Consider the following 21916-nt stretch of genomic DNA (forward strand, 5'->3'; position numbering starts at 1 on the left):
CCAGTAAGCCGAGGCCGAGCGCGGCCACCGCTATCACCGCGACACCGACGACTCCCGAACCGGTCCGGGAGAGCAGCAGCATGGCGAGGGTGGAGAAGACGACGGTCACCGAACCGTAGGCGATCTGTGCGGTGGTCGGACGTGGCATGGGACGAGGCATGACGTGATCCGTCCTCGGCAGTGATCCCCCCGCGCTCTTGGCCCGGGGGCGGATGCGGATGTGTGGGCGGCTGTATAGGAATCAAAGGGGGCCCGACGGCGGCGACTTGAGATGCTTCGCCCAGCGCGGTGGCGCACCGTCGATTGACTCTATGACGCTGCATGCCCGACGGGAACGGGCGGTAAGCGTGACCTAACCCACGGTGCCGCAGCACGGGGGGCGCACGGATTCATGACGTCCACCAAGTGGACGGTCCGGAGCGCCTGTTGGACTTCTCGCCGAAGGTGTGCCACGCGTCCGGATAACGGAACCCGGGGTCGCATAGTGCACTTGGTATGTCCAAGTCAAGGTCTGTCTTTTCTCCCGCTCTTCCGGTCGAATGTCGTCACTTGTGACGCGTACATCGCGCGCGGACCTCCTCCGACCGGGATCTCGGTCCGCCATTCGCGCGGCCGCGTGGGGAGGACATTCATCAAGTGACAGCCAGAACACGCACGTTCAGAGCCACTGCCGTGGCCGTGGCGGTGGCCGCTGCCGCCGCCACGTACTCGGCGACGACGGCCACGGCCGCCCCCGGCGACGGGGCACCGGCAGCGGCGCCGGCCATCGACAGGCAGGACCCGTCGCGGCCCAAGGCGCACGTCGACCACGACCTCGACGGGCCGTTCAGCAAGCAGCAGGCGCAGCAGCGCAAGGCGGCCCTCCAGCAGGTCGTCGAGGGCGACGCCAAGGTCCAGAAGCGGGGCGCCTCCAAGGTCGTCAAGCTCGACGACAAGAAGTACGTCGAGCTGGGCCGCGAGAAGACCGACAAGATCTTCACGATCCTGGTGGAGTTCGGCGACAAGGTCGACGACACGACCATGTACGACCCGGACGGCCCCGAGGGCCCGCAGCCGCCGGTCAAGAAGTACGGCGGCAAGCCCGGCCCGCTGCACAACAAGATAGCCAAGCCGGACCGTGCGAAGGACAACAGCACGGCCTGGCAGAAGGACTACAACCGCAAGCACTTCCAGGACCTCTACTTCGGTAAGGGCAAGGACAGCAAGGGCAAGACCAAGCACTCGCTGAAGACCTACTACGAGAAGACCTCCTCCGGCCGCTACTCGGTCGACGGCGCGGTCTCCGACTGGGTCAAGGTCGACTACAACGAGGCGCGTTACGGCTCGAACTACTGCGGCGACACCAACTGCGCCAACGTCTGGGACGCGGTCAAGGACGGCGTGACCGCCTGGACCAAGGCGCAGAAGGCCCAGGGCCGCACGGACGAGCAGATCAAGGCGGACCTGGCCAAGTACGACCTCTGGGACCGCTACGACTTCGACAACGACGGCGACTTCAACGAGTCCGACGGCTACATCGACCACTTCCAGATCGTCCACGCGGGCGAGGACGAGTCGGCCGGCGGCGGCGCCGAGGGCGAGAACGCCCTGTGGGCGCACCGCTGGTACGCGTACGGCAACGACGCGGGCCGCACCGGACCGGGCAACAACAAGGCCGGCGGCACCCAGATCGGCGACTCGGGCATCTGGGTCGGCGACTACACGATGCAGCCGGAGAACGGCGGCCTCGGCGTCTTCGCCCACGAGTACGGCCACGACCTCGGTCTGCCGGACCTCTACGACACCACCGGCAAGGGCGAGAACTCGGTCGGCTTCTGGTCGCTGATGTCGGCCGGTTCCTGGCTCGGCACCGGCAAGGAGTCGATCGGTGACCTGCCGGGCGACATGACCGCCTGGGACAAGTTCCAGCTGGGCTGGCTCGACTACGCCAAGGCCAAGGCGGCCACCACCTCCGAGCACAAGCTGGGCGTCGCGGAGTACAACACCCGCCACCGCCAGGCGCTCCTGGTCGACCTGCCGAAGAAGCCCGTCACCACCAAGATCGTGAAGCCCGCCGAGGGCACCAAGCAGTGGTGGAGCAACCAGGGCGACGACCTGAAGAACACGCTCACGCGCTCCGTCGACCTCACCGGCAAGACCAAGGCCGAGCTGTCGCTCCAGGGCTGGTGGGACATCGAGGCCAACTACGACTACCTCTACACCGAGGTCTCCACGGACGGCGGCGCCAACTACACGCCGGTGGACGGCACCGCGGACGGCAAGCCGATCACCCGCGACGCCGGTGACAAGCCCGCGTTGACCGGTGTCTCGGGCGCGTACAAGAAGCTGGTCTTCCCGCTCGACGCCTACGCCGGCAAGAAGATCGACATCCGCTTCCGCTACGCCACGGACGGCGGCGCGGGCGGCAAGGGCTTCGCGGCCGACGCCCTCGCGATCACCGCGGACGGCACCAAGGTCTTCGAGGACGGCGCCGAGGGCGACGACAACGGCTGGGTGTCGAAGGGCTTCTCCCGTATCGCCGAGTCCTTCACCAAGAAGTACGACCAGTACTACCTCGCCGAGAACCGCCAGTACGTCTCGTACGACAAGACCCTGAAGGTCGGCCCGTACAACTTCGGCTTCTCGCGCACCCGCCCCGACTGGGTCGAGCACTACCCGTACCAGACCGGCCTGATGGTCTGGCAGTGGGACACCTCCCAGAAGGACAACAACACCAGCCAGCACCCCGGTGAGGGTCTGATCCTCCCGGTCGACGCGCACGCCAAGCCGCTGAAGTGGAAGGACGGCTCGGTCATGCGCAACAAGATCCAGCCGTTCGACGCGCCCTTCAGCAAGTACGCGACGGACAAGTTCACGCTCCACAACGCGGACGTCGCGACGAAGATCAAGTCCCAGAAGGGCGTCTCGGTCTTCGACGACCGCAAGGGCACGTACTGGTACGCGTCCAACCCCACCGGAAGCGTGAAGGTCACTGACACCAACACCAAGATCAAGATCCTGAAGCAGCCGAAGGACGGCTCCTCGATCACGGTCCAGGTGGGCCCCTCCACGAAGTAATCAGCGTTTCCGCAGGTCAAACCATGATCGGCCGTCGTCCCCTAGCGGGCGGCGGCCGATCGTGTTTAGGTGCGTGGTGAGTACTTCTTATTGACGGGGGAGGGAGCAGGCATGTCCGCAGGAGGTTTCTGCAAGCTGCCGAACGGCAGCGTGGTGGTGGCACTGACCGTGCCGAGCCCGTCGCCGGGCGACGGCGCGGTAAGGATGATCGTGCACGCCGTGAACCGCGCGAGGGCGCTGACGCGACTGCGGAACCTGGGCCTGCGGGCGGTATACCTGCGGGGCAACGCGGAACCACCCACGCCGGACGAGGTCACGGCGGTCCTGCACCATCCGGACGGCTTGATATGGCGGACGGCACCCAATGCCATGCAGGAGCTGTGGCACCCGGTCAGGGCGCTGAAGAGACAGAGCGCTAGAACCAGCCCCTCCGGCGTTTGAGGAGCGGGGTCCGGGGCGGAGCCCCGTGGCGGTGGGGAAAACACCGGAGCCGGGCAAGCCGGGCCGTGCTCAGACGACAGGCTTACCCGTCAGCTCGACGCCAGCCACCCGCATCGCGGCGACCGCCCGCTCCGTCGTCGCCGAGGCAACCCCCGCCGTAAGCTCCAGCAGAACAGTCGTCCCGAACCCCTCCCGCACCGCGTCCACCGCCGTGGCCCGCACGCAGTGGTCCGTGGCGATGCCCACCACGTCCACCTCCGTGATCCCGCGCTCCCGCAGCCACTCCGCCATGGAGAGGCCGTTCTCGTCGACGCCCTCGAATCCGCTGTAGGCGGCCGAGTACGCCCCCTTGTCGAAGACCGCGTCGATCGCGCCGGAGGCGACGGCCGGGGCGAAGTTCGGGTGGAAGCCGACACCCTCCGTGCCCGCCACGCAGTGCGGCGGCCAGGAGTCCACGTAGTCCGGGTGGTCCGAGAAGTGGGCGCCGGGGTCGATGTGGTGATCCCGGGTGGCCACCACGTGCCGGTAGCAGGCCGGGGCCTGGCCGATCAGCTCCGTGATGGCGGCGGCCACGTCCGCGCCACCGGCGACCGCGAGGCTGCCGCCTTCGCAGAAGTCGTTCTGCACGTCTACGACGATCAGTGCGCGGCGCATGGGCGGTGTCCTTCTGCCGGGGGGTGACTACGAGCGTAGAGACTTCACGTGCGTTACGGGAGGGGGCACCTTCCCGGGCCCGCCAGGGGTATTCCGGGCCCCCGGAGATATCCCGGTCCCGTCAGAGATATTCCGTGGGGATGACCGCCTCGCCCCGCGACAACTGCGTCGCCGAGAGAGGCAGCCCCGCGCGCGCGGCGGCATGCCGGTCGCGGACCGCGTCGAGCGGCTCGCGGGCGACGACCTGGCCGCCCTTGACCAGCTCCACCAGGAGCTGGGCGTCGGCCAGCTCGGCGGGCACGGGCCCGGTGCCGACGACCTCGGCCTCCGCGACGCCGTGCTCATCGAGCCGCCGCGCGGCCCACTTGCGTCCGCCCACCGAGCTCTTCGCGCCGAGGGACTTCTTCGCCACCGGCTCCAGGGGCGCCTTGAGGTCCGCCGAGTGGGCGCGGGCCACCAGCTTGTAGACCATGGAGCAGGTGGGGTGCCCCGAGCCGGTGACGAGCTGCGTGCCCACGCCGTACGCGTCCACGGGCGCCGCCCGCAGCGAGGCGATGGCGTACTCGTCGAGGTCGGACGTCACCACGATCTTCGTCTCCGTCGCCCCCAGCTCGTCCAGCTGCTGGCGCACCCGGTGGGCGACGAGGAGCAGGTCGCCGGAGTCGATGCGCACGGCGCCGAGGTCGGGCCCGGCGATCTCGACAGCCATGCGGACGGCCTCGGTCACGTCGTAGGTGTCCACGAGCAGGGTCGTGCCGCGCCCCAGCGAGTCGACCTGGGCGCGGAAGGCGTCGCGCTCGTTGTCGTGCAGCAGGGTGAAGGCGTGGGCGCTGGTGCCGACGGTCGGGATGCCGTAGCGGAAGCCCGCGGCCAGGTCCGATGTGGTCGCGAAGCCGCCCACGTACGCGGCGCGGGAGGCGGCGACGGCGGCCAGCTCGTGGGTGCGGCGGGCGCCCATCTCGATCAGCGGGCGGTCACCGGCGGCCGAGGACATCCGGGAGGCGGCGGCCGCGATGGCCGAGTCGTGGTTGAGGATGGAGAGGATCACGGTCTCCAGGAGCACGCACTCCGCGAAGGAGCCCTCGACCCGCAGGATGGGCGAGCCGGGGAAGCAGACCTCGCCTTCGGGGTAGCCCCAGATGTCGCCGCTGAAGCGGTAGCCGGCCAGCCACTGGAGGGTGGCCTCGTCGACGATGTTCCGCTCGCGCAGGAAGCCGAGGACGCCCGCGTCGAAGCGGAAGTTCTCCACGGCGTCCAGGACGCGGCCCGTGCCCGCCACGACGCCGTAGCGCCGCCCCTCGGGCAGTCTGCGGGTGAAGACCTCGAAGACGGACCTGCGTCCACCGGTGCCGGCCTTCAGCGCGGCCTGGAGCATCGTCAGCTCGTACTGGTCCGTGAAGAGCGCCGTCGACGGAACATCCACCGGCAGGCCAAGGTCCGCTGTGTTCATACGAAGGATGCTACCCCGCATCTCGTCACTCTGACGATTTCATGGGCCCGTTTGTGCGGGGACCCCTTGGGGGTGGCAGCATGGGGCACGTGAGTACGGCTCCCGCAGAGATCACCCGCCCGGAATCGGACGAAGAGGCGCTCGTCGTCCCCGAGCCGGACGCCCCCTGGATCACGCTCGTGCACAACGACCCGGTCAACCTCATGAGCTACGTGACGTACGTGTTCCAGTCGTACTTCGGGTACTCCAAGGAGAAGGCCACCAAGCTGATGATGGACGTGCACCAGAAGGGCCGCGCGGTCGTCTCCACCGGCTCCCGCGAGGAGATGGAGCGCGACGTCCAGGCCATGCACGGGTACGGGCTGTGGGCCACCCTTCAGCAGGACCGCAAGTAGCGGACCCGAAGCAGCGGACCGGAAGCAGCGACGCATCTGATGCCAGGACAATTCGAACCGATCCCCGGAGGCGGCGCCGCCGTCGCCCTCGACGAGGTCGAGATCTCGATCATCCGCTCCCTCGCCGTGCAGCTCCTGGAGCTGATCGGCCCCGGCCCCGGCGGTGAGCCCTCCGACGACCCCCTCGCGGAACTCTTCGCCGAGGGTCCCAGCGAGCCCCCCACCGACCCGGTGATGCAGCGCCTGCTCCCGGACGCGTACGGCGGCCCGGGCAGCGAGACCGGGGACATCGCGCAGGAGGACGAACTGCGGGCGTATTCGGCCGAGTTCCGCCGTTTCACGGAGAACGACCTGCGGGCCAAGAAGCGGGACGACGCGCTGGTCGTGATCCGCTCCCTCGACTCGATGGCGTCATCGGGCGAGGGCGGAGCTGTCCTGAAACTGTCGGTCGAGGAGTCCCGGCACTGGCTCGGGGCGCTCAACGACCTCCGCCTCGCGATCGGCACCCGCCTCGAGGTCACCGACGAGGACGACGCCGATCTGCTCTACCGGCTCCCCGACTCCGACCCCCGCAAGCCGATGGTGATGGCCTACCTCTGGCTGGGCGGTCTGCAAGAGACGCTGGTCGGGACCTTGCTGGAGTGAGTCGGGCCGGAAACCGGTGCATATGACAGCGAGATTTGCTGTACTGGACACCTTCCGTTCACGTGGCGGTCCGTTCGCTCAGCGGATGCTCAAATCCGGATAACGATCCCGTCACTTCATTGCCCACATTTACTGCGGGAAGAGACCTTTGTCCGCTTCTCCCTGTGGGCTGCGTCACAGGTGGCTGATTCCCTCACTGTTGCGGCCGTGATAAATCTTCACGACCGCTCGGTGACGCCACCCATGTCACCGAGAGCGCTCGGGCCGGCAGACCGCCGGTAGCACTCCATAGGTATCCGGGGGGATCAGGACCTGATCCGCAGCCATCAACGCGAAACGCGGGCGCGGATCAGCATGGAGAAAGGCGTCACCATGACCTCAGTGCAGGTCGAAGAGCAGCACGACGGGCACGACGGCAATGGTGCCGTGCAGGCCGCAGGCGGGCCGTCCGGCGAGGGCGAGGGCTACCAGCGCGGTCTGGGGGCCCGGCAGATCCAGATGATCGCGATCGGCGGTGCCATCGGCACCGGCCTGTTCCTCGGCGCGGGCAAGGCCATTCACAAGGCCGGCCCCAGCCTCATCCTGGCGTACGCCATCGCGGGCCTCGTCATCTTCTTCATCATGCGGGCGCTCGGCGAGCTCCTCATGTACCGCGCCGTGTCGGGCTCCTTCTCGGAGTACGCACGCGAATTCATGGGCCCGTTCTTCGGGTTCGTGACCGGCTGGACGTACTGGCTCTTCTGGGTCGTCACCGGCATCACCGAAGTCACAGCGGCCGCCCAGTACATGCAGTACTGGACACACAACTCGTTCCCACAATGGGCATACGCCCTTGTCTTCACGGTCATCCTGTACGGCGCGAACCTCATCTCCGTGAAGCTCTTCGGTGAGCTGGAGTTCTGGTTCTCGATGGTCAAGGTCACCGCCATCATCGGCATGATCCTGATCTGCGTCGGCATCCTCACCATCGGCTTCTCCGACGCCGGTGACACCGCGACCGTGGCCCACCTGTGGAACCAGGGCGGCTTCTTCCCGAACGGCATCGGCTCGACGCTGATGACGCTCCAGATCGTGATGTTCGCCTTCCTCGCCGTCGAGCTGGTCGGCGTCACCGCGGGCGAGTCCAAGGACCCGAAGACCGTCCTGCCCAAGGCCATCAACACCGTGCCGTGGCGCATCGCCGTCTTCTACGTCGGCGCGCTGATCATGATCTTGTCGGTCGTGCCGTGGACGCACTTCCAGCCCGGTGTCTCGCCGTTCGTCGCGGCCTTCGAGAAGATGGGTCTGGGCGTCGGCGCCGCGATCGTGAACTTCGTGGTCCTCACCGCCGCGCTCTCCTCCTGCAACTCCGGCATGTACTCCACCGGCCGCATGCTGCGCGACCTGGCGCTCAACGGCCAGGGTCCGAAGCTCTTCACCAGGCTCACGAAGAACGGCCTGCCGCTGCTCGGCACCACGTTCTCCGCCGCGTTCATGCTGGTCGGCGTCTGGATCAACTACCAGTGGCCGGGTGAGGCGTTCAACTACGTCGTCTCCTTCGCGACCATCTCCGGCATGTGGGCCTGGATCATGATCCTGGCCTGCCAGATCCGCTACCGCCGCAAGGCCGACCGCGGCGAGCTGCCGCAGTCCACCTTCCGGGCCCCGGGCGCCCCGTACACCAGCTGGTTCGCCCTGCTCTTCATCGGCATGGTCATCGTGATGATGGGCGTCGACAAGGACGCGCGCATCTCGCTGTACGCCGCCCCCGTCTGGGCCGCGATCCTCGGGGTCACCTACCTGGTCCTCAAGAGCCGCAACCCGGAGGCCGCCGCGTTCAACAAGCGCAAGGTCGGCACCGCCGCCTCCGAGACCGAGCCGGTCACCAAGGACTGACACCCGCCCCTCGGGGCACCTGTCCAGCATTCGGGCCCGCCCGTACCACACTTCGGTACGGCGCGGGCCCTCTGCTTATCCTGACTGCCATGCTGACCATCACCCAGGCCCTCCACGACCAGATCGTCGCGCACGCGCGCCAGGACCACCCCGACGAGGCGTGCGGCGTGATCGCGGGCCCGGCGGGCACCGGCCGCCCCGAGCGGTTCATCCCGATGCTGAACGCCGCGCGCTCGCCCACGTTCTACGAGTTCGACTCGGGTGACCTGCTCAAGCTCTACCGCGAGATGGACGACCGCGACGAGGAGCCGGTGGTCATCTACCACTCGCACACCGCGACCGAGGCCTACCCCTCCCGCACCGACATCAGCTACGCCAACGAGCCCGGCGCCCACTACCTCCTGGTCTCCACCGCGGACACCGACGGAGCGGGCCCCTTCCAATTCCGTTCGTTCCGGATCGTCGAGGGCCAGGTCACCGAGGAAGAGGTGCGGGTCGTACAGGCATACTGACCCCGACATCTTCGAGGCGGCAGGAGCCAGGAAGCCGGTGCGAACCCGGCACGGTCCCGCCACTGTGACCCCACCCCCATCCCGGGGCGGGGGAGTCAGGAACTGACCTGCCGCCTTCTCTCCACACCACGCAGGGGACGCGGAAATCCCCTCAAGGAGGCAGTTCAGCCATGTCCCGCGCCCTACGCGTACTCACCACCGCGGCCCTGCTCGCCCCGCTCGCCGCCTGCGGCTCGTCCGGCCCCGCCGACTCCGGCAAGCCCGCCGCCAAGGCCGCCGGATTCCCGTACACCGTCACCAACTGCGGTGTGCGCACGACGTACGACGCACCCCCCAAGCGGGCCGTCACCATGAACCAGCACGTCACCGAGGTGATGCTGGAACTCGGCCTCAAGGACCGCCTCGCCGGGACCGCCTACCTCGACGACAAGGTCCTGCCGAAGTACGAGAAGGCGTACGAATCCGTTCCCGTCCTCGCCAAGGAGTACCCCTCCTACGAGAAGCTGCTCGCCGCCAACCCCGACTTCGTGTACGGCGGTTACGCCAGCGCCTTCCTCGCAGGCGACGGCCGCAGCCGCTCCGCGCTCGCCAAGTCCGGCATCAAGAGCCGCCTCAACGTCGAGGGGTGCGCGAAGCGGGCCGTCTCCATGGAGGACGTCTACCGCGAGGTGCGCGAGGTCGGCTCGACCTTCGGGGTGCGCGAGCGCGCGGACAACTGGGTGAGCGGCGCGAAGCGGGAGCTTGCCGCCACCGAGAAGAAGGCGAAGGGCGGAAAGCCGGCCTCCGTCTTCGTCTACGACAGCGGCGACAAGACGGCGTTCACGCTGGGCGGCCGGGGCATCGGCAACGACATCGTCGAGCGGGCGGGCGGCCGCAACGTCTTCGCCGACGTGGACAAGTCGTTCGGCGACGCGTCCTGGGAGAAGGTCGTCGAACGCAAGCCGGAGGTCATCGTGATCCTCGACTACGGCGCCACGACGGTCGCCCAGAAGAAGCGCCGCCTCCTCGACGACCCGGTCCTGGCGGACGTCCCCGCCATCAAGAACAAGCGCTTCGCGGTGCTCCCGCTCTCGGACGTGGTGACAGGGGTACGAGCCCCCAAGGCGGTGAAGAAGCTGGCGGCACAGCTGTGAGCACCCCCCAGCCCGTCCGGCGCCTGTCCCAGCCCGGGGGAGACCGGTTCCAGCCCGTCCGGCGTTTGAGGACGAGCCCGAAGGGCGATCAACCGAGCCACAGGGGGCGCCGCCTCCTGATCCTGACGGGACTGACCGCAGCCCTCGCGGCAGCGACCCTCGCCGGGCTGGCCCTGGGCTCGGTCAGGATCCCCCCGAGCCAGGTCCTGGACATCCTCACAGGCCACGCGGAACCCTCCCCCTTCCGCACCATCGTCCTGGACGTAAGGCTCCCCAGAGTCATCCTGGGCGCCACCGTAGGAGCCGGCCTGGCAGTCATCGGCACCGTCCTCCAGGCCCTCGTCCGCAACCCCCTCGCCGACCCGTTCCTCCTGGGCGTCTCCTCGGGCGCCTCCGTGGGCGCGGTCTCGGCGATCGTCCTCGGCGGCGTCTTCGGCCTGGGCGCAGCCCTCAGCACCGCCGTCACCATCCCCGCCGCCTCCTTCGTGGGCGCGCTCGTCTCCCTGGCCCTCGTCTACGCCCTGGCCAGAAGCGGCGGCGGAGGCTTCGCCACCGGCCGCCTGATCCTCGCCGGGGTCGCCGTCTCGTACATCCTGACCGCCCTGACCAGCCTCATCCTGGTCACCGCCGACAGCGCCGACCACCTCAAGGAAGTCCTCTACTGGACGCTCGGCGGCCTCGGCAGCGCCCGCTGGGACATGCTCGCCCTGCCCTGCGCGGTGCTCGGCGTCGGCACGGCCCTGCTGATCGCGCTGGCCCGCCCGCTCGACCTGCTGCTCGTGGGCGAGGAGGGCGCCACGGTCCTCGGCCTGGACACGGCCCGCTTCCGCGCCGCCGTCTTCGTGCTCGCCTCACTCCTGACCGGCGTACTCGTCGCGTACAGCGGCGCCATCGGCTTCGTAGGCCTGATGGTGCCGCACGCCGCCCGGCTGCTGGTGGGCGCCGCGCACCGCCCGCTGCTGCCGGTGGTGGCGCTGATGGGCGCGGTGTTCCTGGTCGTCGCCGACCTCGCCGCGCGCACGGTCGCCGCCCCGCAGGACATCCCGGTCGGCGTGCTCACCGCGCTGACCGGCGGACCGTTCTTCCTCTGGCTGCTGCGCAGGGGCCAGAGCCACGAAGGGGTGGCCACGTGACGCTGATCGTCGAGAACCTCGGGTACCGGGCCCCGGGCGGGCCGCGCCTGCTCGACGGCGTCTCACTGACCGTCGCCGAGGGCGAGACGGTCGGCGTCGTCGGCCCCAACGGCAGCGGCAAGACGACCCTGCTGCGCTGCGTGTACGGGGCGCTCACCCCGGCCGAGGGCCGCGTCCTGCTCAACGGGACCGATCTGGCGGGACTCGGCGCCAAGGCGCGCTCCCGGCACATCGCCACCGTCCCGCAGGACGGCCAGGCGGGCTTCGACCTCACCGTGCGGCAGATCGTCGCGATGGGCCGCTCCCCGCACAAACGCTTCTGGGAGGGGGACACCGAGCGGGACGACGAGCTGGTGCGCGGCGCCCTCGGCCGCGTCGGCGCGGAGCGCCTCGCCGACCGCTCCTTCGCCGCGCTCTCCGGCGGCGAACGCCAACGCGCCCTGGTGGCGCGGGCCTTGGTGCAGCAGTCCACGGTCCTGATCCTCGACGAGCCGACCAACCACCTCGACATCCGCTACCAGCTGGAGATCCTCTCCCTGGTCAGCGGCCTCGGCACGACCAATCTCCTCGCCCTGCACGACCTGAATCTCGCGGCGTACTACTGCGACCGCCTCTACGTCCTGCGCGACGGCCGCCCGGCCGCGTCCGGCACCCCCAAGGAGGTCCTGACCAGCGAGATGCTGGCCGAGGTCTACGGCGTCACGGCGGAGGTCGCGGTGCACCCGGCGACGGGCGCGCCGACCGTCACCTACCTCCCCGCATCCAGGTGATGGACGGAAACCATCCACCATGTGAGATCACATTCCAGGACCCGGACCGGGAATCGATACGATGAGCGCATGGTTTCCCACGACGTGAGCGACAAGATGCCGGGCATGCTGCTCGTGGCGCGTCTGCACGTCGACCTGTGCAGGCTCAGCAGCGCCATCTGTTCGCGCTGACCCCTGCCGCCGTACGGCCGAGAAAAGGGCCCGCGGCGCCTCATCCGCGTACGACCGCGCACCGCACGACCGCGCACACCGCACGACCGGGCCGCCGCGCGCCCACTCACCTGAACTCTCCCGACAGGAGCCCTCAGCCATGGCCATCGAGGTCCGCATCCCGACCATCCTCCGCACCTACACCGACGGCGAGAAGGCCGTCCAGGGCAGCGGTGACACCATCGCCGAACTCTTCACCGACCTCGACTCGCGGCACGCGGGCATCGCCGAGCGGCTCGTCGACCCGGCCAACGACGGCAAGCTGCGCCGCTTTGTGAACGTGTACCTCAACGACGAGGACGTCCGCTTCCTCGACGGCATCTCCACCAAGCTCGCCGACGGCGACAGCGTCACGATCCTGCCGGCCGTCGCCGGCGGCATGGTCTAGGCCCGATCCCGGATGCCTCGCTACGACTCCCCGCTCGCCGCCGTCGGCAACACGCCGCTCGTCCGCCTGCCGCGCCTGTCCCCCTCGGCCGACGTCCGTATCTGGGCCAAGCTGGAGGACCGCAACCCGACCGGTTCCATCAAGGACCGGCCCGCGCTGCACATGGTCGAACAGGCCGAGAAGGACGGCCGGTTGACGCCCGGCTGCACGATCCTGGAGCCGACCTCCGGCAACACCGGCATCTCGCTCGCCATGGCGGCCAAGCTCAAGGGCTACCGCATCGTGTGCGTCATGCCGGAGAACACCTCCCAGGAGCGGCGCGACCTGCTCGCCATGTGGGGCGCCGAGATCATCTCCTCGCCGGCGGCCGGGGGGTCCAACACCGCGGTCCGCGTCGCCAAGGAGCTGGCGGCCGAGCACCCGGACTGGGTGATGCTCTACCAGTACGGCAACCCGGACAACGCGGGCGCCCACTACGCCACGACCGGCCCCGAGGTCCTCGCCGACCTCCCCTCGATCACCCACTTCGTGGCGGGTCTCGGCACCACGGGCACCCTCATGGGCGTCGGCCGCTATTTGCGCGAGCAGAAGCCGGACATCAAGATCGTCGCCGCCGAGCCGCGCTACGACGACCTCGTCTACGGCCTGCGCAACCTCGACGAGGGCTTCGTCCCCGAGCTGTACGACGCCTCCGTCCTCACCACCCGCTTCTCCGTCGGCTCGGCGGACGCGGTGACCCGCACCCGGGAACTCCTCCAGCAGGAGGGGATCTTCGCGGGCGTCTCCACGGGGGCCGCGCTGCACGCGGCGATCGGCGTCGGCAAGAAGGCGGTGGCGGCGGGCGAGGCCGCCGACATCGTCTTCGTCGTCGCCGACGGCGGCTGGAAGTACCTGTCGACGGGCGTCTACACCGCGGCGACGACCGAGGCGGCCATCGAAACGCTCCAGGGCCAGCTTTGGGCCTAGCCGGCCGGGGGCGCCGTCTGTCACCGGCTCCGCCGAGTTCGTCCTCAAACGCCGGACAGGCTGGAAATACCCAGCCCGTCCGGCGTTTTCATGCCAAGTACTTCACCTGGTCCCAGAGGACCGGATCCACCACCCCGGCCCTGCGCCGGAACTCCCACAGCGGTACGTCCCGCAGCTCGTCCGTCTCCAGGAAGCTGGGGCGGCCCTCCGCGTCGCCCACCGAGCCCGGTGGCAGCGGGATCACGCCCGCCCGCTCGTCGTGGTACCTGCTGGTGATCTTCGCGACCCGCGCCCGCTCCCCGCGCACCGACAGGACCAGACACGGCCTGTCCTTCCCGCCGGGCCCGTCCTCGTAGGGCACCCGCGCCCACCAGATCTCCGACGGGCGCGGCGCGGGAAGCCGCCGCCGGGGCCCCCGCGGCGGCCGCGGCCGGCCCGGGGGGCGGGTGGTCCGCTGCCGGGGCCCGCGGCCCCAGCCGTCCACCAGCGCGACGACCAGTGCGAGCACCACGAGGGCGGCGAGGGCGAGCCACCAGGACGTGTCCATAACCACGACGGTACCGGCGCACGCGCCGTCACGCCCGCCACCGCACCACCCGCCCCACGCGCCCCCCGAACCGGTGACACCGCAGGTGAGTTCCCCCACAACGGCCCGCGACGGAGGAGCGACCCGCCGTTTCGCGCCTTACGCTCGACGGACCGCACACCCACCCCCCAGCTCTTTCGCCAGCGCGGAGGTTCCAGCTTCATGAAGCTCACCGTCGTCGGCTGCTCGGGGTCGTTTCCGTCCGCGGAGTCGGCCTGCTCGAGCTACCTCGTAGAGGCCGACGGCTTCCGGTTGCTGCTCGACATGGGCAATGGCGCCCTCGGCGAGCTCCAGCGCCACATCGGTCTGTACGACCTCGACGCGATCTTCCTCAGCCATCTGCACGCCGACCACTGCATCGACATGTGCGCGTACTTCGTCGCGCGCTACTACCGGCACGACGGCGGCCGCTGCGCCCCCATCCCGGTCTACGGCCCCGAGGGCACCGAGCAGCGTCTGACGACCGCGTACGCGGACACGCCGTCGGCCTCCTCGATGAGCGAGGTCTTCGACTTCCACACGGTCAAGCCGGCCGCCTTCGACATCGGCCCGTTCTCGGTGCGCACCGAGAGGGTGAGCCACCCCGTCGAGGCGTACGCCATCCGCGTCGAGCACGGGGGCAGGTCCCTCACGTACTCCGGCGACACCGGCAGCTGCGAGAGCCTGGACGGACTGGCCCTCGGCACCGATCTGTTCCTGTGCGAGGCGGCGTTCACGCACGGCAAGGAGAACATCCCCGACCTGCACCTGAACGGCCGGGAGGCGGGCGAGTGCGCCCGGCGCGCCGGTGCGGGAAGGTTGCTGCTCACCCACATCCCGCCGTGGACCGACCCCCAGGTGAACCTCGCGGACGCCCGCGCCGTGTACGACGGCCCGGCCGAGCTGGCGGCGCCCGGCGCCACGTACGAGATCTGAGCCGCCGAGCAACGCGGAAGGGCCCGCGCGTTGGTGACCAACGCGCGGGCCCTTCCGGTGTTCGACTGAGCCGGAGGCTACTTCGCCTCGGCCTTCTGGAGTTCGGCCAGCTCCTCGTCGGACTCGCGGCCCGGCGTCGGCAGGTTGAACTTGGTGATCGCGAAGCGGAAGACCACGTAGTAGACCGCCGCGAAGCAGAGGCCGACGAGGGCCAGGCCCCACGGGTTCTTCGCGATGCCGAGGTTCAGGAAGAAGTCGACCGCGCCGGCCGAGAAGCCGAAGCCGTCCTTCATGCCGAGCGCCCAGGTCAGCGCCATGGAGACACCGGTGAGCACCGCGTGGATCGCGTACAGGACCGGCGCGATGAACATGAACGTGAACTCGATCGGCTCGGTCACACCGGTGACGAACGCGGTGGCGGCGAGCGAGAACATCATGCCGCCGACGACCTTGCGGCGCTCGGGACGGGCGCAGTGCACGATCGCGAGGCAGGCGGCCGGCAGGGCGAACATCATGATCGGGAAGAAGCCGGTCATGAACTGGCCCGCGCTCGGGTCGCCGTGCAGGAAGCGGGCGATGTCGCCGTGGTAGTCCGTGCCGCCGTCGTTGTACGTGCCCGCCTGGAACCACGGGAAGGAGTTGAGCAGGTGGTGCATGCCGATCGGGATCAGCGCGCGGTTGGCGACACCGAAGACACCGGCGCCGACGGCGCCCGAACCGACGAGCCACTCACTGAAGTTGTGCAGCCCGGTGCCGAGCACCGGCCAGATCAGACCGAAGACGATGCCCGCGACCAGGCCCGCGAAGGCCGAGAGGATCGGCACCAGGCGGCGGCCGCCGAAGAAGCCCGCCCAGTCGGGGAGCTTGGTCCGGTAGAACTTCTGGTAGAGCAGGGCGACGATGATGCCCATCACGACGCCGCCGAGCACACCGGCGTTGACCGGCGCCTCGTTCATGACGATCTTGCCGTCGACTACGGAGGCGACCTTGGGCAGGTTCTTGTCCGTGAAGGTGGCGAGCACCTTCTGGAAGACCAGGTAGCCGGTGACGGCCGCGAGGGCCGTCGAACCGTCCGACTTCTTGGCGAAGCCGATCGCGATGCCGACGCAGAACAGCAGCGCCATGTTGTCGAGCAGCGCGCCACCGCCCGCCGCCATGTAGCTCGCGAGCTTGTTGACGAAGGTCGGGAAGGACTCCCGGCCCAGCATGTCGTCCTGGCCGAAACGGACCAGGAGGGCTGCGGCGGGCAGCACGGCGACCGGCAGCATGAGGCTGCGGCCGATGCGCTGCATGACAGCCATCGCGCCGGAGCCCTTCTTCTTTGCCGCGGGGGCGGCACTGGCCGTGGACACAACTTCCTCCAGTGGGCAAGGCGCCGCCTGGGGACAGTTAAGTGGGGGACGGCGGCGTCTCCGGGGGACGCGGCGAGAAGGCCGCGTGGTCTACACCATTAAGTGGTGTAGACCTGTTGTAGCACGGTGAAGGTGACGTAAGGAACCCGCGATTCCTGTGGGCTCGGCCATATACGGATATGACAGTCCAAAGGCCCCCGGACCAGAGGTCCGAGGGCCTTGTGGAGCGGTGGGGAAGCCGCTCGGCCGGAGCGCGTCAGGCCTTGGTCTGCTCCCGGTCCAGGGCCTCCGCCTCCTCCTGTGGTTCACGTCCCGGAGTCGCCAGATCGAACTTCGTGATGACGAAGCGGAATACGACGTAGTACACGACGCCGAAGCCGAGACCGATCAGAATGATCAGCCACGGCTTGGTCGCCAGACTCCAGTTGATGACGTAGTCGATCAGCCCCGCGGAGAAGCTGAACCCGTCCTTCACGCCCAGCGCCCACGTCACCGCCATCGAGACACCCGTGAGTACCGCGTGCAGCGCGTAGAGCAGTGGCGCGATGAAGAGGAACGAGTACTCGATCGGCTCGGTGATGCCCGTGACGAACGACGTCAGACCGACCGACAGCATCATGCCGCCGACCACCTTGCGCCGCTCCGGCCGCGCGCAGTGCGTGATCGCGAGGGCCGCCGCGGGCAGCGCGAACATCATGATCGGGAAGAAGCCCGAGGTGAACTGGCCCGCCGACGGGTCGCCCGCGAGGAACCGGTTGATGTCGCCGTGCACCATCGTGCCGTCGGGCTTCGTGTAGTCGCCGAACTGGAACCACACGAACGTATTGAGGAACTGGTGCAGCCCCACCGTGAGCAGCGCGCGGTTGGCGACGCCGAAGATGCCCGAGCCCAGCCAGCCCAGATCCACCAGCCACTTCGAGAAACTGGTCAGCGCGTCACCGACCGGCGGCCAGATCCACACGCACAGACCCGCGAAGATCAGCCCCACGAAGGCCATGATGATCGGCACAAGACGGCGGCCGTTGAAGAAGCCCAGCCAGTCGACCAGCTTCACCCGGTGGTAGCGCTGCCAGAACCACGCGGCGAGCAGACCCATCACGATGCCGCCGAAGACCCCCGGATTCTGGTACGCGGCCTGTGCGACCGTCCCGTCCTCCGCGACGCAGACCCCGCTCCACATGCCGGCCGCGCCGAACGTCGTATCCGCCGGGCAGTCCTCGGGGAAGGCGCGGAGCACCGCGTAGTAGACGAGGAAACCGGCGACCGCCGCGAGCGCCGTCGAGCCGTCCGCCTTCTTCGCCATGCCGATCGCGACACCGACGCAGAACAGCAGCGGCAGACCGAGCGAGGAGTCGAGCAGGGAGCCGCCCGCCGCCGCGAAGACCTTGGCCACGCTCGTCCAGCCGAGCCCGTCGGCGCCGAAGACGTCCGGCTGGCCGAGCCGGTTGAGGATGCCGGCGGCGGGCAGCACCGCGATGGGCAGCTGGAGGCTGCGGCCCATCTTCTGCAGGCCCTGGAACAGGCCGTTCCACCACTTCTTCCGCGGCACCGCGGCGGCGTCGGAACTCATCGGCGTCCTCCCGGGACAAGCCTGGTTTGGCGGTCGCCCTAGACTGGTGTAGACCAGTTGGGAACGGGTGGGAGTGCCGCCTCCGGCATGAGGCGCCACCTTGATCGTCATCATGGGGCGCGTGCGCCGTGACCGCCCGCGAAGATGGTCCAACCGTGCGTTAACGTGACAGAGCGGACCCGTCACACAGCGGACCACGGCCCGCTGAGGCCGCGTCCTTTGGAACCAGGGAGAAACACATGGCCAGCAAGGCTGAGAAGATCGTCGCCGGGCTCGGCGGCATCGACAACATCGAAGAGGTCGAGGGCTGCATCACCCGCCTGCGCACCGAGGTGCACAACCCCGACCTCGTCGACGACGCCGCGCTCAAGGCCGCCGGCGCCCACGGCGTCGTCAAGATGGGCACCGCGATCCAGGTCGTCATCGGCACGGACGCCGACCCGATCGCCGCGGACATCGAAGACATGATGTGAGTTCCTGAACGGGCTCACGGGTGGGGGTCCTTCCTCGATCGGGGGAGGACCCTCACCCATGTGCCGATAGGCTCGGCCCATGTCTACGCCCTCGCCCCGTATCGACGGCCGCACGCCCGAACAGCTCCGCCCCATCACCATCGAACGCGGCTGGAGCAAGCACGCCGAGGGCTCCGTCCTCATCTCCTTCGGCGACACCAAGGTCTTCTGCACCGCCTCCGTCACCGAAGGCGTCCCGCGCTGGCGCAAGGGCAGCGGCGAGGGCTGGGTCACCGCCGAGTACTCCATGCTGCCCCGCTCCACCAACACCCGCGGCGACCGCGAGGCCGTCCGCGGCAAGATCGGCGGCCGCACCCACGAGATCAGCCGCCTCATCGGCCGCTCGCTGCGCGCAGTCATCGACTACAAGTCGCTCGGCGAGAACACCATCGTCCTGGACTGCGACGTCCTCCAGGCCGACGGCGGCACCCGCACCGCCGCGATCACGGGCGCGTACGTGGCGCTGGCCGACGCCGTCGCCTGGGCGCAGGGCAAGAAGCTCATCAAGGCCGGCCGCAAGCCCCTCACCGACACCGTCTCCGCCGTCTCCGTCGGCATCGTCGGCGGCGTGCCCCTCCTCGACCTCTGCTACGAGGAGGACGTGAAGGCCGACACCGACATGAACGTCGTCTGCACCGGCGACGGCCGCTTCGTCGAGGTCCAGGGCACCGCCGAGGCCGAGCCCTTCGACCGCAAGGAGCTGAACGCCCTCCTCGACCTCGCCCTCGGCGGCTGCGAGGACCTCGCCAACCTCCAGCGCGAGGCGCTGGCGGCGACGCGGCAGTGACGGCGCGGCGCCGCAGCGCCGTGGACCACGCACACCAGCCACCACGTACCAGGTGCGTCGGCTGGATCACGTACATGTACATCACGTAAGGCAACCAACAACCCCCTGCCGGGCGTTGTTAGAAGTACGGGCGCGCGGGCAATGCCGGGCGCCCGTACGCACCCGGGGAGGGACCGAACCATGGCCGCGCGCCACCGTCGTATCGCCACCGCTGTCGCCACAGCCCTGATCGTCGTACCGGCAGGCGTCGGCCTCGTCGGCTGCGACGCCGTCTCGAAGGCCCTGGACTGCGTCCAGACCGCGGACACGATCGCCGACAGCGTCACCGACCTTCAGCAGGCCGTCGAGAACGCCGGCGACAACCCGGCCGAGGCCGACCGGGCGCTCGACGACATCAACAAGAACCTCGACAAGATCAGCGACAAGACCGACGACACCGACGTGAACAAGGCCGTCGACGACCTCGGCGAGGCCGTCGAGAACGTCCGCGAGTCGATCAGGAGCGGCGACAGCACCCCCGACGTCAGTCCGGTCACCGACGCGGCGGGCGAACTGACCAAGGTCTGCACGCCGTAACGGACGGGGTGCCCCCTGGACGCCTGCTTGGATACTGGGTCCTTGGATACTGGGGGGCATGACCCGCCTCATCCTCGCCACCCGTAACGCCGGCAAGATCACGGAACTGCGGGCGATCCTCGCCGACGCAGGCCTCACTCATGACCTCGTCGGCGCGGACGCCTACCCCGAGATCCCCGACGTCAAGGAAACCGGCGTCACCTTCGCCGAGAACGCCCTGCTCAAGGCACACGCCCTCGCCCGGGCCACCGGCCTGCCCGCCGTCGCCGACGACTCGGGCCTGTGCGTCGACGTCCTCGGCGGCGCCCCCGGCATCTTCTCCGCCCGCTGGTCGGGCCGCCACGGCGACGACGCCGCGAACCTCGCGCTGCTCCTGGCCCAGCTGTCGGACATCGCCCCGGAACACCGTTCCGCCCACTTCGCCTGCGCGGCGGCCCTGGCCCTGCCCGACGGCACGGAACGAGTGGTCGAGGGCCACCTCCGCGGCACCCTGCGCACGGCCCCCTCCGGCTCCGGAGGCTTCGGCTACGACCCGATCCTCCAGCCGGAGGGCGAGACCCGCACATGCGCGGAGCTGACGGCAGAGGAAAAGAACGCGATCAGCCATCGCGGGGAGGCGTTCCGGGGGTTGGTGCCGGTGGTGCGGGAGTTGTTGGGCTAAGACCAACGGGCCGTGTGGCCGATATCCAACTGATCGGCCACACGGCCCGCGAAGAGTGCGGCCGGTGGGACTCGAACCCACACGGGTGTGAACCCACTGGGACCTAAACCCAGCATGACTGCCAAATTCCATCACGGCCGCTCAAAAACGGTCAGCACGTCGACCGGCGGCGTTCAGTGTACGGGTAGGGCAGGCTAACCGGCGAGAGGCTGTCGCCCCTTCCGGCGGCACCACGTCTCCGTAAGCGCGTGGCAGTTGGGGCACAGATACCGCAGATTCTCCTGGCGGTTGTCGAGCCAGTCGCCGCTGATGTGGTCGATGTGCAACGTGATCCGTTGCCCGAGCCATTCACCGGGATTTCCGCACGAGGCGCAGCGGTAAGGCAGGCCGACTTCCTGGAGCGCGCGATGGAGCCGATCACGGTTGGCGCGGCTTGAACCCGGCGGCCGGACGACGAGCGTGCTCGCCGCGACCGGCCTTCGCTCGGTGACCGGTACGGCTCCCCAGGCCTTCCGCTTGAAGTGGCCCGTATCGAGCCCGAGCCGGGCGGCCGCACGCCGGACCCGGCGATGATTCACATCACCGGCCTCCAGGCCGAGCGCCCGTACGACGTCCGCGAAGCTGGTGGCCTCGGGTACGGCCGCGCGCAGGGCCGCCTCGTCGATCACCAGCCGGGCATTCCGGAAGTGAGCGGTGTCGACGCCGTGCTCCCGCAACATCCGCGCCAGCACCTCTCGCGAGCGGCTGTCGTCGGGCATGCCGAGCAGACGGGCCGTGCCGCGCACGCTGGAAGAGCTGGCCGCGGCATGCGTCAGCTGCGCGGGGGTGAACGGCAGGTCAAGCCGCTCCCGATTCATGCCGGGGAAGTGGCTGACGTCGAGCCCCGCACGTTCGATACGCCGAGCGAGGTGCGACATCGTGCCGGTGGCGGGCGTTGCGCCGAGCCTGAGGGCGACCTGGCGCAGGGTGGACGAAGCCGCCACGGACTGGGCGATGGCCTCATCGGTGTACTTACGCCAAGGACTGCGTTTCGTGAAGTGCGCGGTGTCAATGCCGTACTCGGCGACCTTCTGCTGGAGCACACGCCGACGCCCTCCGTTCTCGGCGAGTCCCAGAAGCCTCATCAGCGCTGACCAATTGCGCACCTCGGGTACTGCGGCAGTCAGCGACTCCCGGCTGTACGAATCCGTCATGATCGCCCCTCCTCCCGGCCACGCGTTCGCAGCCCCCGTCCGGAGTAACGAACCGTTTATCGGACCGTCACGCCCGATATACGGAACGGCCCGCCCCACTTGGGCAAGTGGGGCGGGCCGCGCTGTGTGGGGGCG

General features: G+C 69.2%; 22 protein-coding genes, 1 tRNA gene, 1 pseudogene and 1 riboswitch. Of the genes and pseudogenes, 17 read left to right on the forward strand and 7 right to left on the reverse strand.

The window, feature by feature from the left end:
- Positions 1-636: 636 nt before the first annotated feature.
- Together GKQ77_RS08915 and GKQ77_RS08920 are read left to right on the forward strand one after the other, a co-directional pair.
- A complete protein-coding gene (locus GKQ77_RS08915; RefSeq protein ID WP_219688164.1) occupies positions 637-3057 on the forward strand; it encodes an immune inhibitor A domain-containing protein in 2421 nt (806 codons plus the stop codon).
- A gap of 111 nt (positions 3058-3168) precedes the next feature.
- Complete coding sequence (locus GKQ77_RS08920) at positions 3169-3498, forward strand: hypothetical protein (protein ID WP_219688165.1); 330 nt, start codon at positions 3169-3171, stop codon at positions 3496-3498.
- 69 nt (positions 3499-3567) lie between these two features.
- On the opposite strand, the gene GKQ77_RS08925 is transcribed toward GKQ77_RS08920, so the two are convergent.
- Both GKQ77_RS08925 and GKQ77_RS08930 read right to left on the reverse strand, forming a co-directional pair.
- Entirely contained in the window at positions 3568-4152 is a 585-nt protein-coding gene (locus GKQ77_RS08925) for an isochorismatase family protein (RefSeq protein ID WP_219688166.1), read from the reverse strand.
- Positions 4153-4273: 121 nt separating this feature from the next.
- A complete protein-coding gene (locus GKQ77_RS08930) occupies positions 4274-5602 on the reverse strand; it encodes a nicotinate phosphoribosyltransferase (RefSeq protein ID WP_219688167.1) in 1329 nt (442 codons plus the stop codon).
- Positions 5603-5682: 80 nt separating this feature from the next.
- Between GKQ77_RS08930 and clpS the strand changes: the two genes are divergently transcribed.
- The 10 genes from clpS (at position 5683) to GKQ77_RS08975 (ending at position 13629) form a co-directional block, all read left to right on the forward strand.
- Positions 5683-5997: an ATP-dependent Clp protease adapter ClpS gene (gene clpS, locus GKQ77_RS08935; RefSeq protein WP_219688168.1), complete on the forward strand. Its 315-nt coding sequence runs from the start codon at positions 5683-5685 to the stop codon at positions 5995-5997.
- A gap of 39 nt (positions 5998-6036) precedes the next feature.
- Positions 6037-6642, forward strand: coding sequence for a DUF2017 domain-containing protein (locus GKQ77_RS08940; protein WP_219688169.1), 606 nt, complete (start codon positions 6037-6039; stop codon positions 6640-6642).
- 372 nt (positions 6643-7014) lie between these two features.
- Positions 7015-8517 (forward strand): amino acid permease, encoded by a 1503-nt coding sequence (locus GKQ77_RS08945; protein ID WP_219688170.1) that lies wholly within the window; start codon positions 7015-7017, stop codon positions 8515-8517.
- Positions 8518-8606: 89 nt separating this feature from the next.
- Complete coding sequence (locus tag GKQ77_RS08950; RefSeq protein ID WP_219688171.1) at positions 8607-9029, forward strand: M67 family metallopeptidase; 423 nt, start codon at positions 8607-8609, stop codon at positions 9027-9029.
- Positions 9030-9033: 4 nt separating this feature from the next.
- Positions 9034-9154, forward strand: a riboswitch (cobalamin riboswitch).
- Between the two features lie 45 nt (positions 9155-9199).
- The gene (locus GKQ77_RS08955) at positions 9200-10162 is read left to right on the forward strand and encodes an ABC transporter substrate-binding protein (RefSeq protein WP_219688172.1); all 963 of its coding nucleotides are present in this window, start codon (positions 9200-9202) and stop codon (positions 10160-10162) included.
- A 116-nt stretch (positions 10163-10278) separates the two neighbouring features.
- A complete protein-coding gene (locus GKQ77_RS08960; RefSeq protein ID WP_258021047.1) occupies positions 10279-11295 on the forward strand; it encodes a FecCD family ABC transporter permease in 1017 nt (338 codons plus the stop codon).
- On the forward strand, positions 11292-12065 hold the full coding sequence (locus GKQ77_RS08965) for an ABC transporter ATP-binding protein (RefSeq protein ID WP_219688173.1): 774 nt from the start codon (positions 11292-11294) through the stop codon (positions 12063-12065). The genes GKQ77_RS08960 and GKQ77_RS08965 overlap by 4 nt, the downstream gene beginning before the upstream one ends.
- Before the next feature lie 69 nt (positions 12066-12134).
- The gene (locus GKQ77_RS34090; RefSeq protein WP_320590866.1) at positions 12135-12236 is read left to right on the forward strand and encodes a putative leader peptide; all 102 of its coding nucleotides are present in this window, start codon (positions 12135-12137) and stop codon (positions 12234-12236) included.
- Between the two features lie 139 nt (positions 12237-12375).
- Positions 12376-12663, forward strand: coding sequence for a MoaD/ThiS family protein (locus GKQ77_RS08970; protein ID WP_125513035.1), 288 nt, complete (start codon positions 12376-12378; stop codon positions 12661-12663).
- 12 nt (positions 12664-12675) lie between these two features.
- A complete protein-coding gene (locus GKQ77_RS08975) occupies positions 12676-13629 on the forward strand; it encodes a PLP-dependent cysteine synthase family protein (protein WP_219688174.1) in 954 nt (317 codons plus the stop codon).
- A gap of 88 nt (positions 13630-13717) precedes the next feature.
- Here the strand turns inward: GKQ77_RS08975 and GKQ77_RS08980 are convergent, their stop codons facing one another.
- Entirely contained in the window at positions 13718-14176 is a 459-nt protein-coding gene (locus tag GKQ77_RS08980) for a type II toxin-antitoxin system PemK/MazF family toxin (RefSeq protein WP_219688175.1), read from the reverse strand.
- A 201-nt stretch (positions 14177-14377) separates the two neighbouring features.
- Between GKQ77_RS08980 and GKQ77_RS08985 the strand changes: the two genes are divergently transcribed.
- The gene (locus GKQ77_RS08985; RefSeq protein WP_219688176.1) at positions 14378-15130 is read left to right on the forward strand and encodes an MBL fold metallo-hydrolase; all 753 of its coding nucleotides are present in this window, start codon (positions 14378-14380) and stop codon (positions 15128-15130) included.
- 77 nt (positions 15131-15207) lie between these two features.
- Here GKQ77_RS08985 and GKQ77_RS08990 read toward each other — a convergent pair whose 3' ends face one another.
- Positions 15208-16482: a PTS transporter subunit EIIC gene (locus GKQ77_RS08990; protein WP_125513031.1), complete on the reverse strand. Its 1275-nt coding sequence runs from the start codon at positions 16480-16482 to the stop codon at positions 15208-15210.
- A gap of 256 nt (positions 16483-16738) precedes the next feature.
- Positions 16739-18052, reverse strand: coding sequence for a PTS transporter subunit EIIC (locus tag GKQ77_RS08995; protein WP_219688177.1), 1314 nt, complete (start codon positions 18050-18052; stop codon positions 16739-16741).
- A gap of 236 nt (positions 18053-18288) precedes the next feature.
- Here GKQ77_RS08995 and GKQ77_RS09000 point away from each other — a divergent pair.
- From GKQ77_RS09000 to rdgB, 4 genes and pseudogenes are all read left to right on the forward strand, one after another.
- Positions 18289-18525: pseudogene (locus GKQ77_RS09000) on the forward strand (PTS sugar transporter subunit IIB); the annotation flags it as partial.
- 79 nt (positions 18526-18604) lie between these two features.
- Positions 18605-19351 (forward strand): ribonuclease PH, encoded by a 747-nt coding sequence (rph, locus tag GKQ77_RS09005; protein WP_219688179.1) that lies wholly within the window; start codon positions 18605-18607, stop codon positions 19349-19351.
- A gap of 180 nt (positions 19352-19531) precedes the next feature.
- Positions 19532-19927 (forward strand): hypothetical protein, encoded by a 396-nt coding sequence (locus GKQ77_RS09010; RefSeq protein WP_219688180.1) that lies wholly within the window; start codon positions 19532-19534, stop codon positions 19925-19927.
- A gap of 58 nt (positions 19928-19985) precedes the next feature.
- Complete coding sequence (gene rdgB / locus GKQ77_RS09015; RefSeq protein ID WP_219688181.1) at positions 19986-20588, forward strand: RdgB/HAM1 family non-canonical purine NTP pyrophosphatase; 603 nt, start codon at positions 19986-19988, stop codon at positions 20586-20588.
- A 56-nt stretch (positions 20589-20644) separates the two neighbouring features.
- Here the strand turns inward: rdgB and GKQ77_RS09020 are convergent.
- Positions 20645-20729 (reverse strand) — tRNA-Leu (locus tag GKQ77_RS09020).
- 53 nt (positions 20730-20782) lie between these two features.
- Positions 20783-21781: an HNH endonuclease signature motif containing protein gene (locus tag GKQ77_RS09025; protein WP_219688182.1), complete on the reverse strand. Its 999-nt coding sequence runs from the start codon at positions 21779-21781 to the stop codon at positions 20783-20785.
- Positions 21782-21916: the final 135 nt, after the last annotated feature.

Origin of the sequence: Streptomyces anatolicus, assembly GCF_019400875.1 — a bacterium.
Taxonomy (GTDB): Bacteria; Actinomycetota; Actinomycetes; order Streptomycetales; family Streptomycetaceae; genus Streptomyces; species Streptomyces anatolicus.

What these genes read in the sequence shown, in the direction of transcription:
- GKQ77_RS08920 (WP_219688165.1), top strand. Translation starts at nt 3,169, where the DNA reads ATGTCCGCAGGAGGTTTCTGCAAGCTGCCGAACGGCAGCGTGGTGGTG.
- GKQ77_RS08925 (WP_219688166.1), bottom strand. Translation starts at nt 4,152, where the DNA reads ATGCGCCGCGCACTGATCGTCGTAGACGTGCAGAACGACTTCTGCGAA.
- GKQ77_RS08930 (WP_219688167.1), bottom strand. Translation starts at nt 5,602, where the DNA reads ATGAACACAGCGGACCTTGGCCTGCCGGTGGATGTTCCGTCGACGGCG.
- clpS (WP_219688168.1), top strand. Translation starts at nt 5,683, where the DNA reads ATGGGGCACGTGAGTACGGCTCCCGCAGAGATCACCCGCCCGGAATCG.
- GKQ77_RS08940 (WP_219688169.1), top strand. Translation starts at nt 6,037, where the DNA reads ATGCCAGGACAATTCGAACCGATCCCCGGAGGCGGCGCCGCCGTCGCC.
- GKQ77_RS08945 (WP_219688170.1), top strand. Translation starts at nt 7,015, where the DNA reads ATGACCTCAGTGCAGGTCGAAGAGCAGCACGACGGGCACGACGGCAAT.
- GKQ77_RS08950 (WP_219688171.1), top strand. Translation starts at nt 8,607, where the DNA reads ATGCTGACCATCACCCAGGCCCTCCACGACCAGATCGTCGCGCACGCG.
- GKQ77_RS08955 (WP_219688172.1), top strand. Translation starts at nt 9,200, where the DNA reads ATGTCCCGCGCCCTACGCGTACTCACCACCGCGGCCCTGCTCGCCCCG.
- GKQ77_RS34090 (WP_320590866.1), top strand. Translation starts at nt 12,135, where the DNA reads ATGGTTTCCCACGACGTGAGCGACAAGATGCCGGGCATGCTGCTCGTG.
- GKQ77_RS08970 (WP_125513035.1), top strand. Translation starts at nt 12,376, where the DNA reads ATGGCCATCGAGGTCCGCATCCCGACCATCCTCCGCACCTACACCGAC.
- GKQ77_RS08975 (WP_219688174.1), top strand. Translation starts at nt 12,676, where the DNA reads ATGCCTCGCTACGACTCCCCGCTCGCCGCCGTCGGCAACACGCCGCTC.
- GKQ77_RS08980 (WP_219688175.1), bottom strand. Translation starts at nt 14,176, where the DNA reads ATGGACACGTCCTGGTGGCTCGCCCTCGCCGCCCTCGTGGTGCTCGCA.
- GKQ77_RS08985 (WP_219688176.1), top strand. Translation starts at nt 14,378, where the DNA reads ATGAAGCTCACCGTCGTCGGCTGCTCGGGGTCGTTTCCGTCCGCGGAG.
- GKQ77_RS08995 (WP_219688177.1), bottom strand. Translation starts at nt 18,052, where the DNA reads ATGAGTTCCGACGCCGCCGCGGTGCCGCGGAAGAAGTGGTGGAACGGC.
- rph (WP_219688179.1), top strand. Translation starts at nt 18,605, where the DNA reads ATGTCTACGCCCTCGCCCCGTATCGACGGCCGCACGCCCGAACAGCTC.
- GKQ77_RS09010 (WP_219688180.1), top strand. Translation starts at nt 19,532, where the DNA reads ATGGCCGCGCGCCACCGTCGTATCGCCACCGCTGTCGCCACAGCCCTG.
- rdgB (WP_219688181.1), top strand. Translation starts at nt 19,986, where the DNA reads ATGACCCGCCTCATCCTCGCCACCCGTAACGCCGGCAAGATCACGGAA.
- GKQ77_RS09025 (WP_219688182.1), bottom strand. Translation starts at nt 21,781, where the DNA reads ATGACGGATTCGTACAGCCGGGAGTCGCTGACTGCCGCAGTACCCGAG.